Genomic DNA, 16,162 nt, shown 5'->3' with positions numbered 1-16,162 from the left:
GGTCAGGCTCCCTTGTCGGGGGTCGGTTGGGAAGAGGAGGCCGGCACGCTGCCGGCGGCGATCACATCGAGCACCAGGCCGCTGCGTCCCGTGACCAGCACCGGCGTGCCGCGCGCCAGCGGGGTGGCGCTGCGCACGCGCCAGGTCTCGCCGCGCACGCTGGCCCAGCCTTCCTCGCGCAGGTCGTCGAGCAGCTCGCCGCGGCTGCCGACCAGGGTGTCGGCACCGCTGACCACCGGGCGCTTGCGCGAGCGCATCAGCAGCGCCGACATGCCGAACACGAACACCGCCGACAGCGCCGACATCGCCGCCACCATCGGCAGCGGCACGCCGAAGCCCGGCACGTCGGTGTCGATCAGCATCACCGCGCCGAAGGCGAAGGCGATGATGCCGCCGACCCCGAGCGCGCCGAAGGTGGGCAGGAACAGCTCCGCCACCATGCAGCCGATGCCCAGCGCCACCAGCGCCAGCCCGGCGTAGTTGACCGGCAGCATGTGCAGCGCGAACAGCGCCAGCAGCAGGCAGATCGCGCCGACGATGCCGGGCACCACCATGCCCGGCGTGGAGAATTCGAAGATCAGCGCGTAGATGCCGATCATCATCAGCAGCAGCGCCACGCTGGGCTCGGTGATCACGGCCAGGAAGCGGTTGCGCCAGTCCGGCTCCAGCGTCACCGCAGGCGCATTGCGCGTCTGCAGCGTGCTGGCCTTGCCGCCGGCGGTGGTCAGCTTGCGCCCGTCGAGCTGGCGCAGCAGCGCGGGCAGGTCGGCCGCGACCACATCGATCACGCGCTGCGCCAGCGCCTCGTCGGCAGACAGGCTGACCGATTCGCGCACCGCGCGCTCGGCCCATTCGGCGTTGCGCCCGCGCAGCTGCGCCAGGCCGCGGATATAGGCCGAGGCGTCGTGCAGCTGCTTGCGCGCCATGGCGTCGCCGCTGGCAGGCGCGCTGGCCGGGGCTGAGGCGGGGCTGGCGCCGGGCAGTGCGTCGGGCTTCTGCGGGCCGCCGATGCCGACCTGCACCGGCGTCGCCGCGCCCAGGTTGGTGCCCGGTGCCATCGCCGCGAGATGGCTGGCATACAGGATGTAGGTGCCGGCGCTGGCCGCGCGCGCGCCGCCGGGAGAGACATAGCTGGCCACCGGCACCGGCGAGGCCAGGATCGCCTGGATGATGTCGCGCATCGACGCATCCAGTCCGCCGGGCGTGTCCATTTCCAGCACCACCAGCTGCGCGCCGGCTTCGCGGGCGCGCGCCATGCCGCGCAGGATAAAGCTGGCGCTGGCCGGGCTGACCGCGCCTTTCAGCGGGATCACGTACACCGGCGCGGTGGCCGTGGCCGTGGTGGCCGGGGTGGTCGTGGCCGGCGGCGGGGCCGCGGCGCCGCTGCCGCCGAAGGCAAGCGCGCAGCATGCCAGCGCCAGGCTGGACAGCAGCCGGAAGGCCCGCAGCAACGCGGAAGCAGGGTTCATGGCAGGAGCAGGGCAGGCAAGGTGCTGTGGTGGCGCCACTTCAAGTGTAGGCCACCGGGCACATCTTGCACGCGGCCCCGCGGGCCCGCGCGCTCAGGCCGCCGCCAGTTCGGGACCGGCCGAGCCGGGCGGTGCGGGCGTCAGTTCGGGCAGGGCCTCGACCAGCGCATGCAGCGCGGCGCTGGCCATCGACGGCTGCCACGCCAGCAGCGTGCGCACCCGGCCCGCCGCGCCCAGGCTGTGCTGCCGGATCGCGGGCAGGTCGCGGTACAGGCCCAGCACCGAGCGCGGCACGATCGCCGCGCCGATGCCGGCCGCGACGCAGGCGACGATGGCATGGTAGGAGCTGAGCTGCAGCACGCGCGGGGTCGGCGCGGGGCCGCTGCCGTACCAGGTCTCGAGCCGCGCGCGATAGTTGCAGCCCGGCTCGAACGCCAGCAGCGTCGGCACCTCGAGGTCGGCCGCGCCGCGCACGGGGCGATGGTGCGCGCGCGTGATCACCACCAGCTCTTCCTCGAACACCGGCACCGCGCGCAGCGCCGGGTCGGCCAGCGGCTCGGCGACGAAGGCGCAGTCGACCTCGAAGCGCGCCAGCGCGTCGAACGCCTGCCGCGTCGCCAGCGTCACCAGTTCCAGCTGCACCTCGGGCCAAGCTTGGTGATACGCGGCCAGCACCTGCGGCAGGCGGCTGGCGGCGGTGCTTTCCATCGAGGCAATGCGCAGCCGGCCATGCGGCCGCGCCGGCAACACCGCGTGGCGCGCCTCTTCGGTCAGCGTCAGGATGCGGCAGGCGTAGTCGAACAGGGTCTGGCCCGACGGCGTCAGCACCATGCGGCGGCCGTCGCGCACGAACAGCTCGACGCCCAGCGACTGCTCCAGCTGGCGGATGCGGGTGGTGACATTGGACTGCACCCGGTGCAGCCGCTCGGCCGCGCGGGTGACGCCGCCGGCCTCGACGACGGCGCGGAAGATCTCCAGCGCGGCAAGGTCCATGGCGATGCTCCCGTGGTATCCATCAGATTTCAGAATGGCAGGCATCTTGATAATTCATGTTTCAAGATGATGATGGCAGCGTAGCATACAGAAATCGCAATGCAACCGCTGCCCCCGCAGCCATTTCTCATGCCGCGTCCCCACAGCCTTGAGCCCGAACACCCTGCCGCGCGCGTGGCCGCCGCCGCGCCTGCGCGCCGCGAGGCCGGCCCGCTCGCGGTGGCGCTGGCCGGGCTGGTGTCGCTGGCGGTGGCGATGGGCATCGGCCGCTTCGCCTTCACGCCGCTGCTGCCGATGATGTTGCATGACGGCACGGTCACGCTGGACCAGGGCGGCTGGCTGGCGACGGGGAACTACATCGGTTACTTCATCGGCGCCGCGGTGTGCATGTTTATCCAGCCCGACGCGGCGCGCATGGTGCGCTGGGGCCTGGTGGCCACGGTGCTGCTGACGCTGGGCATGGCCCTGCCGGGCGGCATGCCGGCGTGGTCGCTGTGGCGCGCCGCCGCGGGCGTGGCCAGCGCCCTGGCGATGGTCTACACCGCCGCCTGGTGCCTGCAGCGGCTGGCCGAGCTGGGCCGGCCCGAGCTGGCCGGGCTGATCTTCTGCGGCCCGGGCCTGGGCATCGTGGTCACCGGGCTGGGCGTATCCGGCATGGTCGGCGCGGGCTGGCATGCCGACCATGGCTGGCTCGCCTTCACCGCGCTGGCGGTGGTGCTGGTGGCGGCGGTCTGGCGCATTTTCGTCGCGCCGGCGGTGGCGGCAGCGGTGCCGCACGCGCGGCCCGCCGAAACCGATGCTGATGCCGATATCCGCACGGCACGGCTCGATGCCGAGGCCTGGATGCTGACGCTGGCCTACGGCCTGGCCGGCTTCGGCTACATCATCACCGCGACCTTCCTGCCGGTGATCGCGCGCCAGGCGCTGCCGGGCACGGTGTGGGCCGACCTGTTCTGGCCGATCTTCGGCGCCGGCGTGGCGGTGGGCGCGTTCCTGGCGACGCGGGTCGGCATGCGGCACGACAACCGCAAGCTGCTGGCGCTGCTGTACGGCATGCAGGCGCTGGGCGTGGCGATCGCGGTGGTGTTGCCGAGCGTCGCCGGTTTTGCCCTCAGCAGCCTGCTGGCGGGCCTGCCGTTCACCGCGCTGGTGGCGTTCGCGATGCGCGAGGCGCGGCGGCTGTGGGGGCCGCGCGCACCGCGGCTGATGGGCCTGATGACCGCGTCCTACGGCCTCGGCCAGATCGCCGGCCCGCCGCTGGCGACCGCGCTGGTGGCGCACAGCGGCGGCTTTGCCGGGTCGCTGGCGTGCGCCGCGGCGGCACTGGCGCTGGGCGCGCTGGTGTTCGCGTGGATGCGCCGGGCATGGCCGCTGCCGGCCGCCGGGGAGTCGGTAAGCAGCGCCCCGAGCCGGGCCGCCAAGGTGCGCTAAAGTATCGCCTTTGCCGTCCGGCGCGCCGCGCGAGGGGCTGCGGCCGGGACTGCCGGCATCGCGGTCCAGCGGCGCGGCACAGAAGGCCGGGACTTACCCGGCACGCCAGACCGGGCGGCGCAGGAGCGACCCCATGTCTTTTGCCTTGCAGCCCGCGCGCGCCGCGGGCGCCTCCCATCCCGTCTCGGCCGAAGAGCAGCGCGTGCGCGTCGACCTGGCCGCGGCCTATCGCCTGGCTGCGCGCGAGGGCTGGGATGACCTGATCTATACGCATATCTCGGCCACGGTGCCGGGCGAGCCGGATCACTTCCTGATCAACCCGTTCGGCTTTGCCTTCGACGAGATCCGCGCCAGCGACCTGGTCAAGATCAACGGCCGCGGCGAGGTCGTCGGCGAGACGGTGCATCCGGTCAACGTGACCGGCTTCGCGCTGCACGCCGCGGTGCATGCCGCGCGCGCCGACGCGATGTGTGTGATGCACCTGCATAACACCGCCGGCATCGCGGTGTCGGCGCAGGCGGCGGGGCTGCTGCCGCTGTCGCAGCATGCCATGCGTTTCCATGGCCGCATCGCCTGCCACGACTACGAGGGCCTGGCCTTCACCCCGGCCGAGGGCGCGCGGCTGACCGCGTCGCTGGGCACGCATCCGGCTATGCTGTTGCGCAACCACGGCACGCTGACGGTGGGCCGCACGGTGGCCGAGGCCTATGTGCTGATGGCGACGCTGATCAAGGCCTGCGAAATCCAGATCGCGGCGCAGGCCGGCGGCGCGCTGGTGCAGCCCGACGCCGCCGTGGCGAACAAGACTTCCGCGCAGCTCTACGACGACGGCGCCATCGAAGGCGTGCTGGAATGGCCCGCGCTGCTTCGCAAACTGGATAGAATCGATCCTTCCTACCGGGACTGAAGGCGACAGCTGTCCCCACCCGGACCACAACAATCAATCCAGCACAGGAGCCATGTATGCCGACTTTCCACGTCGAAATGTTTGAAGGCCGCACCATCGAGCAGAAGCGCAAGTTTGTCGAGGAAGTGACCCGCGTCAGCTGCGAAACGCTGGGCTGCTCGCCGTCGGCGGTCGACATCATCATCACCGACGTCAAGCGCGAAAACTGGGCCACCGGCGGCGAGCTGTGGGCCGACAAGAAGTAAGGCGCCAGGCCGCTCCACACTGAACACCATGCAGCACTTCGCCTCCGACAACTACGCCGGCTTCTGCCCGGAATCGCTCAAGTATTTCCTGGAAGCCAACGGCAGCGGCCATGAGCAGGCCTATGGCGACGACAGCTGGACGCAGAAGGTCTGCGACCGCATCCGCGACCTGTTCCAGACCGACTGCGAAGTGTTCTTCGTGTTCAACGGCACCGCGGCCAACTCGCTGGCGCTGTCGGCGCTGTGCCAGTCGTACCACTCGGTGATCTGCCACGAGCTGGCGCATATCGAGACCGACGAATGCGGCGGGCCGGAATTCTTCTCCAACGGCTCCAAGCTGCTGACCGCGCCGGGCGAGCACGGCAAGCTCACGCCCGATGCGGTCGAGGCGCTGGTCACGCGCCGCGCCGACATCCATTACCCCAAGCCCAAGGTGGTGTCGCTGACGCAATCGACCGAAGTCGGCACCGTCTACAGCGTCGAAGAGGTGCGCGCCATCGCCGCCATCGCCAAGCGCCGGCAGCTGCGCGTGCATATGGACGGCGCGCGCTTCGCCAACGCGGTGGCGTCGCTGGGCGTGCATCCTTCCGAGATCACCTGGCGCGCGGGCGTCGACGTGCTGTGCTTCGGCGGCACCAAGAACGGTCTGCCGGTGGGCGAGGCGGTGGTGTTCTTCGACCGCCGCCTGGCCGAGGATTTTGCCTATCGCGTCAAGCAGGCCGGACAGCTGGCGTCGAAGATGCGCTTCATCTCGGCGCCGTGGCTGGGTTTGCTCGAGAACGACGTGTGGCTGGCCAACGCGCGCCATGCCAATGCGATGGCGCAACTGCTGCAGCAGCGCATCCACGAGATCCCCGGCGTGCGCATCATGTTCCCGACCCAGTCCAACGCGGTCTTCGCCGAGCTGCCGCTGCCGGCGATCGAAGCGCTGCGCGCCAAGGGCTGGCGCTTCTACACCTTTATCGGCGCGGGCGGCTGCCGTTTCATGTGTTCGTGGGACCTGCAGCCGCAGACCGTGGAGGCGCTTGCCGCCGACATGCGCGCTGCCTGCGGCGCATAGCGGGATCGAATACCGCGATACTCATACTGATAACGACGAGACCCAGGAGCCCCCATGACCTACCGATTCTGCCCGCAGTGCGGCGCGCCGCTCGAGGTGCTGCCGCTGTCCGGGCGCGAACGCCACGCCTGCGTGCAGCAGGACTGCGGCTTCGTGCACTGGAACAACCCGCTGCCGGTGCTGGCGGCGGTGGTGGAGTACCAGGACAAGCTGCTGCTGGCGCGCAACGCCGCCTGGCCGGAAAAGATGTTTGCGCTGGTGACCGGCTTCCTGGAGCGCGACGAGCCGCCCGAACTGGGCGTGGCGCGCGAACTGAAGGAAGAGACCAACCTCGATACCGAGTCGGTCGCGCTGATCGGCGTCTACGAGTTCATGCGCAAGAACGAGCTGATCATCGCCTATCACGTCAAGGCGACCGGCACCGTCGAACTGTCCGAGGAACTGGCCGAATACAAGCTGGTGGCGCCCGAGGAAGTGCGCGTGTGGTCGGCCGGAACCGGCTTCGCGGTGGCCGACTGGCTTGCCGCGCGCGGCTACCCGGTGCGCTTCTTCGACCGCCAGAGCGGCGCCGACATTCCGGACCCGCGCCGCCCCCACGACTTCAGCCAGCTCGGGGCTTCGCTACAATACCGCTGGTAAGGCCGGTTTTTCAGCCAGCCTCCAGCCCCCAAGCATCAGAGGAAGAGACGAATGGAGTTCCAGAAAGAAGTGGACGCGCGCGGCCTGAACTGCCCGCTGCCGATCCTGCGCACCAAGAAGGCCCTGGCCGACATGGCCAGCGGCGACGTGCTCAAGGTGCTGGCGACCGATCCCGGCGCCACGCGCGATTTCCAGGCCTTTGCCAAGCAGACCGGCAACGAGCTGCTGTCGCATTCGGAAGTGGATAAGGTGTTCGTGTTCTATATGCGCCGGCGGTGACCGCTTGCACCGGAGCGCACGCCGGGGCGCCCAACAAGGAAAAAGCCGCTCGAAAGCGGCTTTTTCTTCGTGCCCCGGAAGGCGAGCTCAGCGGCCCAGGCCGTTCAGGTGTTCGCGCGATTCCAGGTAGGCGCTGAAATCGGTGCCCACCTCGGCGTGCTTCAGCGCGAACTCGACGGTCGCCTTGAGGTAGCCCAGCTTGCTGCCGCAGTCGTAGCGGCGGCCCTGGTAGCGGTACGCCAGCACCTGCTCCTGGCCCAGCAGCGACTGGATCGCGTCGGTCAGCTGCAGCTCGCCGCCGGCACCGGGCTTGAGCTCGCGCAGGTGGTCGAAGATGCGCGGCGTCAGGATGTAGCGGCCGACCACGCCGAGGTTGGACGGCGCGTCTTCCGGCGCCGGCTTCTCGACGATGCCCGAGACCTTGATCACGTCGTCGTCCCATTCGCGGCCATCGATCACGCCGTAGGAGCGGCTCTGCTCGGGCGTGATTTCCTCGACGCCCAGCACCGAGCAGTTGTAGTGGTTGAAGGCATCCACCATCTGCTTCATCACCGGCGGGTTGCCGTCGATCAGGTCATCGGCCAGCATCACCGCGAACGGGGTGTCGCCCACCAGCTTGGCCGCGCACAGCACCGCGTGGCCCAGGCCGAGCGCCTCGGGCTGGCGCACGTAGTAGCACTCGACGTTGGCGGGCTTGATCGAGCGCACCACGTCCAGCAGCGCCTGCTTGTTCTTGGCCTCGAGCTCGACTTCCAGTTCGAAGGCCTTGTCGAAATGGTCCTCGATCGCGCGCTTGGAGCGGCCGGTCACAAAGATCATCTCGGTAATGCCGGCGGCCATGGCTTCTTCCACGGCGTACTGGATCAGCGGCTTGTCCACCACCGGAAGCATTTCCTTGGGGCTGGCCTTGGTGGCTGGCAGGAAGCGGGTGCCCAGGCCCGCAACCGGGAACACAGCCTTGGTGACGCGATTTTCCATATCAGGTGTACCTCTCAGATTCCAGTCCATAACCCTGCCAGCCAGCGTGGGCGCCGTCTGTCCGGTTCTGTCCGACGATGCCGCACAGAACCCCCGGCCGGCAGGGGCGTGATGCAGGCCGCCTGACTGACCCCTCGGGTCAGGCCGGCAGCCGCTGCAGCTGGCCCTGCAGCTTGGCCAGCGTCTGCTCGAAATCGGACAGGCGCTGCGTCTCTTGCGCCACCACCGCGGGCGGTGCCTTGGCGACAAAGCTTTCGTTCGACAGCTTGGCGCGGCACTTGCCGATTTCGCCACCGATGCGTTCGACTTCCTTCGACAGGCGCGCGCGCTCGGCGGCGACGTCGATCTCGATCTTCAGCAGCAGGTGGTTGCCCCCGGCAATGGCGACCGGCGCACCGGCGCCCTCCGCTTGCAGGGTGGCTTCATCTTCGAAGACGCGCACCTCCGAAAGTTTCGCCAGCGCCTGGATATGTGCGCTCGCCGCCTTCAGGAAGGCGCTGTCGCCCTGCGCGTACAGCGGGATGCGCTGGGCCGGCGAGATGTTCATCTCGCCGCGCAGGTTCCGGCACGCGTCGATCACTTCCTTCAGGCGCGCGACCCACTGCTCGGCATTCTCGTCGATCTTGGCGACGGCAGGCAGCGGATACGGCTGCAATGCGATGGTTTCCGCACCATCGCCGCTGGCGCGCCCGGCCAGGGGCGCGACTTTCTGCCACAATTCTTCGGTAATGAACGGGATCACCGGATGCGCCAGCCGCAGCACGGTCTCGAGCACGCGCAGCAGGGTGCGGCGGGTGGCGCGCTGCTGGGCCTCCGTGCCGTTCTGGATCTGCACCTTGGCCAGTTCCAGGTACCAGTCGCAGTACTCGTCCCAGACGAACTTGTAGATGGCGTTGGCGATATTGTCGAAGCGGTATTCGGCAAAGCCCTTCTCGACCTCGGCCTCGACACGTTGCAGCAGCGACACGATCCAGCGGTCCGCCTGCGAGAAATCGAGGTAGCCGTCCAGGCCGCAGTCCTGGTTACAGGGCCCCATGCCGCAGTCATGGCCCTCGGTGTTCATCAGCACGAAGCGGGTCGCGTTCCACAGCTTGTTGCAGAAGTTGCGGTAGCCCTCGCAGCGGCCGGTATCGAAGTTGATGTTGCGCCCGAGCGTGGCCAGCGAGGCAAAGGTGAAGCGCAGCGCGTCGGCGCCGAACGCCGGAATGCCCTCGGGGAATTCCTTCTTGGTCTTCTTCTCGATCTTGGGCGCGTCCTTGGGCCTGCGCAGGCCGGTGGTGCGCTTCTTCAGCAGCGTGTCGAGGTCGATGCCGTCGATCAGGTCGACCGGGTCGAGCGTGTTGCCCTCGGACTTGCTCATCTTCTTGCCTTCCGAATCGCGCACCAGTCCGTGCACGTAGACGGTGTGGAACGGCACCTTGCCGGTGAAGTGCTTGGTCATCATGACCATGCGCGCCACCCAGAAGAAGATGATGTCGTAGCCGGTGACCAGCACCGACGACGGCAGGAAGTGCTTCAGTTCGGGCGTTTCCTCGGGCCAGCCCAGCGAGGAGAACGGCACCAGCGCCGACGAGAACCAGGTGTCGAGCACGTCTTCCTCGCGGCGCAGCGCGCCAGTGCTGCCGGCGGCCTTGGCCTTGGCGGCGGCTTCTTCCTCGGTGCGTCCGACAAAGCAGTTGCCGGCCTCGTCGTACCACGCCGGGATCTGGTGGCCCCACCACAGCTGGCGCGAAATGCACCAGTCCTGGATATTGCCCAGCCACTGGTTGTAGGTGCTGATCCAGTTTTCCGGCACCAGCTTGATCTCGCCGCTCTGCACCGCCTCGAGCGCGACCTCGGCGATCGAGCGGCCCGGGTAGAAGGTGCCTTCCGGCGCCGGCTTGCTCATGGCGACGAACCACTGGTCGGTCAGCATCGGCTCGATCGCGCTGCCGGTGCGCTCGCTGCGCGGAGTCATCAGCTTGTGCTTCTTGACGTCTTCGAGCAGGCCCTGCTTGTCGAGGTCGTCGACGATGGCCTTGCGCGCGTCGAAGCGGTCCAGGCCCGCGTAGGCGGCGGGGGCGTCGGCAACGATCTTCGCGTCCAGCGTCAGGATCGACAGCTGCGGCAGGTTGTGGCGCAGGCCCACCGCATAGTCGTTGAAGTCATGGCCCGGCGTCACCTTGACCACGCCGGTGCCGAATTCGCGGTCGACGTATTCGTCGGCGATCACCAGGATCTGGCGGCCGGTCAGCGGCAGGTGCACCGACTTGCCGATCAGGTGCGCGTAGCGCTCGTCTTCCGGATGCACCATCACGGCGACGTCGCCGAGCATGGTTTCCGGACGCGTGGTGGCAACGGTCAGGTGGGTCAGGCCGCCCTTGGCGTCAGCCTCGGCCAGCGGATAGCGGATATGCCACAGCGAGCCTTCTTCCTCGACGCTGTCGACTTCCAGGTCCGACACCGCGGTGCCCAGCACCGGGTCCCAGTTGACCAGGCGCTTGCCGCGGTAGATCAGGCCCTGCTCGTACAGCCGCACGAACACCTCGGTGACCGCCTTCGACATCTGCGGCGACATCGTAAAGTACTCGCGGCTCCAGTCGATCGACGCGCCCATGCGCCGCACCTGGCGGGTGATGGTCGAGCCCGATTCTTCCTTCCAGGCCCACACCTTCTCGGTGAACTTCTCGCGGCCGAGGTCATGGCGCGACACGCCCTGGCCCTCGAGCTGGCGCTCCACCACGATCTGGGTGGCGATGCCGGCGTGGTCGGTGCCCGGCACCCACAGCGTATTGGCGCCCAGCATGCGCGCATGGCGTGCCAGGCCATCCATGATGGTCTGGTTGAAGGCATGGCCCATGTGCAGCGTGCCGGTCACATTGGGCGGCGGCAGCTGGATCGCGAAGTCCGGGCGGGCGGGATCGAAGGTGGGCTTGGCGATGCCGCGCTTCTCCCACTCGGGGCCCCATTTCGCCTCGATGGCGGCGGGTTCGAAGCTCTTGGCAAGCGATTGGTCTTGGGCGGTCATGCTGGGATGTCGAGGTTGGCGTCTGGGTGCGTGGCAGGTGCGTTGCCCTGCGCCTGGCGGTCGCTGGCGGCCTGCGGGGGCCGGCCTGGCGCCAGTGAAACCACAAATTATACGGGGGCGGGCGGCTGGTGCCTATTTCGTGGCCGGAGCCGGCCGGCTGCCGGCTTGAAGCGCGTGCCCGGAGCCAGGCCGGATGTGACTTATGGAACAGGGCCCCCCGGTATAATTGCCGGCGATTCCATTAGGCCCCTCCGATGTCCGACCTGCTCGCCAACCTGAACGCCGAACAACTAGCCGCCGTCACCCTGCCCGACGAACCGGCGCTGATCCTGGCGGGCGCGGGCAGCGGCAAGACCCGCGTGCTGACCACGCGCATCGCCTGGCTGCTGCAGAACGGCCGGGTCTCGCCGGCGGGCATTCTGGCGGTGACCTTCACCAACAAGGCCTCGAAGGAAATGCAGACGCGGCTGCAGTCGATGCTGCCGATCAACACCCGCGGCATGTGGATCGGCACCTTCCATGGCCTGTGCAACCGCATGCTGCGCGCGCATTTCCGCGATGCCGGGCTGCCCCAGACCTTTGCCATCCTCGACAGCCAGGACCAGCTGTCGGCGCTGAAGCGGCTGCTCAAGTCGCTCAACGTGGACGACGAGAAGTACCCGGCCAAGAACCTGCAGTACTTCATCAACAACGCCAAGGAGCAGGGCCTGCGCCCGGCCGACGTCGAGGCCAACGACGACTTCAACAAGCGCTTCGTCGACCTCTACGCCGCCTATGACCAGCAGTGCCAGCGCGAGGGCGTGGTCGACTTCGCCGAGCTGCTGCTGCGCTGCTACGAGCTGCTGCGCTACAACGACGCCATCCGACAGCACTACCAGCACCGCTTCCGCCATGTGCTGGTCGACGAGTTCCAGGACACCAACGTGCTGCAGTACCAGTGGCTCAAGCTGCTGGCCGGCCACGGCACGCAGAACCCGGCCGCGGTCTTTGCCGTGGGCGACGACGACCAGAGCATCTATGCCTTCCGCGGCGCCAACGTCGGCAACATGCGCGACTTCGAGCACGAGTTTCGCGTGCGCCGGCTGATCAAGCTGGAGCAGAACTACCGCTCGCACGGGCATATCCTGGATTCGGCCAACCACCTGATCTCGCACAACGCGCGCCGCCTCGGCAAGAACCTGCGCACCGACGCCGGCCACGGCGAGCCGGTGCGCGTGTTCCAGGGCGGCTCCGACGGCCAGGAAGCCGCCTGGATCATCGAGGAGATCCGCGACCAGATCGCGCAGGGCGCCAGCCGCGCCGAGATCGCCATCCTGTACCGCAGCAACGCGCAGTCGCGCGTGATCGAGCATGCGCTGTTCTCGGCCGGCATCCCGTACCGCGTCTACGGCGGCCTGCGCTTCTTCGAGCGCGCCGAAATCAAGCACGCGCTGGCCTACCTGCAGCTGCTGGAAAACCCGCGCAACGACGCCGCCTTCGGCCGCGTGGTCAACTTCCCGGCGCGCGGCATCGGCGCGCGCTCGCTCGAAGTGCTGCAGGACATGGCGCGCCAGTACGACTGCGCGCTGGCCGAGGCGGTGGCCTACGTGCCCGGCGCGGCCGGCAGCAAGCTGGCCGCGTTCACGCGGCTGATCGACCAGATGCGCGCCGACACGCGCCGCATGACACTGGCCGAGACCGTCGAGTACGTGATCAACCACAGCGGCCTGATCACGCATTACCAGGGCGAGAAAGAGGGCCAGGACCGCATCGAGAACTTGCAGGAACTGGTGACCGCGGCGCAGGCCTTCGTGGTCGAAGAGGGCTACGGCCTGGAAGCGCTGGCCGCGGTGATCCCGGCCGAGCGCGGCCCCGCCACGCCGGTGCTGGCCGACGGCGACCAGTCACAGCAGCTGCTCGACCCCGAGGCGCTGCCGGTGGTGATGACGCCGCTGGTCGCGTTCCTGACCCACGCCTCGCTCGAGGCCGGCGACAACCAGGCCCAGGCCGGCCAGGACGCGGTGCAGATGATGACCGTGCACGCGGCCAAGGGGCTGGAGTTCGACGTGGTCTTTATCAGCGGGCTGGAGGAAGGGCTGTTCCCGCACGAGAACAGCATGATGGACCCCGATGGCCTGGAGGAAGAGCGCCGCCTGATGTACGTGGCGATCACGCGCGCGCGCAAGCGGCTCTACATGTCGTTCGCGCAAAGCCGCATGCTGCACGGCCAGACCCGCTACCACGTGCGCTCGCGCTTCTTCGAGGAACTGCCCGAGACCTCGCTCAAATGGCTGACCCCGCCGGCGCAGGGCTACGGCGGCGTGCGCCGCCAGGAACGCGACAACGCCTGGGGCCGCGATTGGTTCCGCAAGCCCGAGGACGTACCCTATACCGGTACCAAGCCGACCGGCGGCATGGACAACGGCAACGGCTATGCCGATGCCAAGCGCGAAGCCGGCACCGGCTTCCGCGTCGGCCAGTCGGTGTTCCACAACAAGTTCGGCGAAGGCGTGATCACCGCGCTGGAAGGCGAGGGCGCCGATGCGCGCGCCAATATCAACTTCAAGCGCCATGGCGCCAAGTGGCTGGCGCTGGCGGTGGCGAAGCTGGATGCGATCGATTGAGATTGTTTGCTCCCCTCTCCCGCGCGCGGGAGAGGGGCCGGGGGTGAGGGCAGGCGCTGGCAATATCGACGCGCTTTGCTTCGTTGAAGCTCCCGCCCTCACCCCAACCCTCTCCCGCAAGCGGGAGAGGGAGTACACCATCGCGTAGCTAGCGTCTTGTTCAGGCCCCCGGCGCAGCCGGCGCCGCCGGCTCGACCCCCGGCGGGGTCACGTTGAAGCAGCCGCGGTAGGTCGCATAGAACGAGCAATACAAGACCGCCAGCATCAGCAGCGAATACGGCGTGACCAGGAACGACAGCACGGTCTCGGCGCCGAAGGCGCTGAACACTGCCTCGAGGAAGAACGGGATCGCGACCAGCAGCATCGCGAACAATACCGCGTAGGTGAAGAACGCGCCGCGGTTGCGCCAGCATGCGGTCCAGCTGAAGAACAGCGCCTTGACCGGCGGCACGCCGTGCCACGCCGCCAGCAGCGGCGCGAACCAGAACATCATCGCGATCGGCGTGTACAGCAGCGCGCCGATCAGCATGGCGTAGTAGAGCTGGCGCACCGCCTCGGCGGTCGGCGCTTCTTCCTTCAGCACGATCGGCACCAGCGCGCTCATGTCGACCACCGCGCCGGCGATCAGCCCGAGAATGAACACCAGCCCGGCGTAGATGCCGCCCAGCACCAGCAGGTTGCGCGTCGCTTCCTTGCCGTTGGCGCGGAAGCCTGCCAGCAGCACGGTGGGCAGCACCCGCTTGTTCTGGATCACGTCGCGGCAGGCGGTCATCACGCCGACCGACAGGCCGGGCGTGACCACCAGCAGCGCGATGATGCCGATCAGCGGCACCACGATGGCCAGCTGCGCGGCGATCAGGTAGACGAACAGCAGCATCAGGAAGGTCAGCGGGTTCTTGCGGAACAGCCAGATGCCCTGGCGGAACCAGGTGTAGCCTTCCTTGGCAGGGACTTCCAGTAGTTGCATACGGGTCAGATCCAGGGGAGCGGGGCGCTCTCGGGGTTCGCGGGTTGTGCGTCCAGGCGCCGGCGCAGGATGCGTTCGAAATGGGTCGGATCGTGGGGCTGCAGCATGTCGGCCTCGCGCGGCAGGTAGAAGTCCCACAGTCGCGACACCCAGAAGCGCAGCGCGCCCGCGCGCAGCATGTCCTGCCAGTGCGCGGCCTCGGTCTCGGTCAGCGGCCTGACCGCATGATAAGCCCGCAGCAGCGCCTGCGCGCGCGCGGCGTCGAGTTCGCCGGTGGCGAGGTCGATGCACCAGTCGTTGACGGTGACCGCGACGTCGAACAGCCACTTGTCGTTGCCGGCGAAGTAGAAATCGAAGAAGCCGCCCAGCCGGTGGCGGCCGCTGGCGTCTTCCTCGAACAGCGCATTGTCGCGGAACAGGTCGCAGTGGCACGGGCCTTCGCCCAGGCTGGCGTAAGCCGCGCTGCCGAAGAACGCCGCCTGGTGGGCGATTTCCCGCTGCAGCAGCGTGCGCTGGCCGGCGTCGAGGAAGGGCAGGATCTCGCGCTCGGTCTGCTGCCACCACGGCAGGCTGCGCAGGTTGGGCTGGCGGCGCGGGTAATCGGCGCCGGCCAGGTGCATGCGCGCCAGCATGTCGCCGACTTCGGCGCAGTGCTGCGCGTCGGGCGCCAGCTGCGACGCGCCGGGCAGGCGCGTGACGATGGTGGCGGGCTTGCCCTTGAGCGGGCGCAGGATCTCGCCGTCGCGCGCCGGGATCGGCGCGGGCACGCGGATGCCGCGCTCGGCCAGGTGCGCCATCAGGTGCAGGTAATAGGGCAGCTGCGCGAACGACAGCCGCTCGAAGATGGTCAGCACGTACTGGCGCGTCTGGCCCTCGTGCTCCATGGTGAGGAAGAAATTGCTGTTCTCGATGCCCGAGGCGATGCCGCGCAGCTCGCGCACTTCGCCAAGGTCGAAATCCAGCAGCCAGCTTGCGATCTCGTCCTGCGAGACCGTGGTGAATACGGCCATACTCGTTGTGTGATGCGAATCGGAAAGCGGCGGGCGCCAGTTGCGGACAAAGTCCGGGCCGCCGCCGCGGCATGACTGCCGGAGGGCCGGCGCGGCCTGGCGCTCAGGCCAGGCCGTGGGCAAGCGGGTTCAGAACTTCAGGTTGACCGACGGCACGCGGTTGACGTCATGCTCGCGGATCTTGGGCGAGCTGTCTTCCGGCTTGCTCATCTCGTACCTGGTGCCGAAGCCCGACCTGACCTGGATGTCGGTGGCGCGTCCCTTGTCGCGGTACTCGCGCACCTGGGTGCCATCGCGTTCGTTCAGCTGGAAGCTCGGCTCGCGCGGCTGGTTCAGCTGCGACCTGGCGGCCGGGGCGATCGGCTGGTTGTTGATCTGGTTCAGTTCCTGCTGGGTCAGCGCATTGCTTTCCTGCGCGACGGCCCAGCCGGACGCCAGCGCCAGTGCGGCAGCCACTGCCGCGGCCAGGCCGGACACGGGCCGCCTGGCAGGCGATTCAGGCTCGCCGGCCACGGCGGCGGCGCGCGTGGACCGGACCGGGCGGACGGGAGAAGGGGAGGTCATCGGGTGCTCC

14 protein-coding genes are annotated in these 16,162 nt (G+C 68.6%); 7 read left to right on the top strand and 7 right to left on the bottom strand.

Features of this window, described 5'->3' with window-relative positions:
• Positions 1 to 2 precede the first annotated feature (2 nt).
• A complete protein-coding gene (locus A2G96_RS17425) occupies positions 3 to 1,469 on the bottom strand; it encodes an NfeD family protein (protein WP_062801342.1) in 1,467 nt (488 codons plus the stop codon).
• A 93-nt stretch (positions 1,470 to 1,562) separates the two neighbouring features.
• A complete protein-coding gene (locus tag A2G96_RS17420; RefSeq protein ID WP_062801341.1) occupies positions 1,563 to 2,462 on the bottom strand; it encodes a LysR family transcriptional regulator in 900 nt (299 codons plus the stop codon).
• 129 nt (positions 2,463 to 2,591) lie between these two features.
• Here A2G96_RS17420 and A2G96_RS17415 point away from each other — a divergent pair, with 129 nt between their 5' ends.
• The 6 genes from A2G96_RS17415 to A2G96_RS17390 all read left to right on the top strand — a co-directional run bounded on the left by A2G96_RS17415 (position 2,592) and on the right by A2G96_RS17390 (position 7,023).
• Entirely contained in the window at positions 2,592 to 3,893 is a 1,302-nt protein-coding gene (locus A2G96_RS17415; protein WP_062801340.1) for a YbfB/YjiJ family MFS transporter, read from the top strand.
• 133 nt (positions 3,894 to 4,026) lie between these two features.
• On the top strand, positions 4,027 to 4,800 hold the full coding sequence (locus tag A2G96_RS17410; protein WP_062801338.1) for a class II aldolase/adducin family protein: 774 nt from the start codon (positions 4,027 to 4,029) through the stop codon (positions 4,798 to 4,800).
• 56 nt (positions 4,801 to 4,856) lie between these two features.
• Entirely contained in the window at positions 4,857 to 5,045 is a 189-nt protein-coding gene (locus A2G96_RS17405) for a 4-oxalocrotonate tautomerase (protein ID WP_062801336.1), read from the top strand.
• 28 nt (positions 5,046 to 5,073) lie between these two features.
• Complete coding sequence (locus A2G96_RS17400) at positions 5,074 to 6,105, top strand: threonine aldolase family protein (RefSeq protein WP_062801334.1); 1,032 nt, start codon at positions 5,074 to 5,076, stop codon at positions 6,103 to 6,105.
• A gap of 54 nt (positions 6,106 to 6,159) precedes the next feature.
• Positions 6,160 to 6,744: an NUDIX domain-containing protein gene (locus A2G96_RS17395; RefSeq protein ID WP_062801331.1), complete on the top strand. Its 585-nt coding sequence runs from the start codon at positions 6,160 to 6,162 to the stop codon at positions 6,742 to 6,744.
• Between the two features lie 51 nt (positions 6,745 to 6,795).
• Positions 6,796 to 7,023 (top strand): sulfurtransferase TusA family protein, encoded by a 228-nt coding sequence (locus tag A2G96_RS17390; protein WP_010813669.1) that lies wholly within the window; start codon positions 6,796 to 6,798, stop codon positions 7,021 to 7,023.
• Between the two features lie 87 nt (positions 7,024 to 7,110).
• Here A2G96_RS17390 and galU read toward each other — a convergent pair whose 3' ends face one another.
• Positions 7,111 to 8,001 carry a UTP--glucose-1-phosphate uridylyltransferase GalU gene (gene galU / locus A2G96_RS17385; protein WP_062801328.1) on the bottom strand — a complete coding sequence of 297 codons (891 nt, stop codon included), beginning with the start codon at positions 7,999 to 8,001 and terminating at the stop codon, positions 7,111 to 7,113.
• A 139-nt stretch (positions 8,002 to 8,140) separates the two neighbouring features.
• On the bottom strand, positions 8,141 to 11,008 hold the full coding sequence (locus A2G96_RS17380; protein ID WP_062801326.1) for a valine--tRNA ligase: 2,868 nt from the start codon (positions 11,006 to 11,008) through the stop codon (positions 8,141 to 8,143).
• A gap of 254 nt (positions 11,009 to 11,262) precedes the next feature.
• Between A2G96_RS17380 and A2G96_RS17375 the strand changes: the two genes are divergently transcribed.
• Positions 11,263 to 13,611: a UvrD-helicase domain-containing protein gene (locus A2G96_RS17375; protein WP_062801324.1), complete on the top strand. Its 2,349-nt coding sequence runs from the start codon at positions 11,263 to 11,265 to the stop codon at positions 13,609 to 13,611.
• Positions 13,612 to 13,771: 160 nt separating this feature from the next.
• Here A2G96_RS17375 and A2G96_RS17370 read toward each other — a convergent pair whose 3' ends face one another.
• From A2G96_RS17370 to A2G96_RS17360, 3 genes are all read right to left on the bottom strand, one after another.
• Positions 13,772 to 14,578 carry a BPSS1780 family membrane protein gene (locus A2G96_RS17370; RefSeq protein ID WP_062801322.1) on the bottom strand — a complete coding sequence of 269 codons (807 nt, stop codon included), beginning with the start codon at positions 14,576 to 14,578 and terminating at the stop codon, positions 13,772 to 13,774.
• A 5-nt stretch (positions 14,579 to 14,583) separates the two neighbouring features.
• Complete coding sequence (locus A2G96_RS17365; RefSeq protein WP_062801319.1) at positions 14,584 to 15,588, bottom strand: homoserine kinase; 1,005 nt, start codon at positions 15,586 to 15,588, stop codon at positions 14,584 to 14,586.
• 129 nt (positions 15,589 to 15,717) lie between these two features.
• Positions 15,718 to 16,152 (bottom strand): hypothetical protein, encoded by a 435-nt coding sequence (locus A2G96_RS17360; RefSeq protein WP_062802232.1) that lies wholly within the window; start codon positions 16,150 to 16,152, stop codon positions 15,718 to 15,720.
• Positions 16,153 to 16,162 lie beyond the last annotated feature (10 nt).

It is taken from the genome of Cupriavidus nantongensis (genome assembly GCF_001598055.1).
Taxonomy (GTDB): Bacteria; Pseudomonadota; Gammaproteobacteria; order Burkholderiales; family Burkholderiaceae; genus Cupriavidus; species Cupriavidus nantongensis.
The sequence above is the reverse complement of the archived record's forward strand: the minus strand, read 5'-3'. Positions and strand labels throughout refer to the sequence as shown.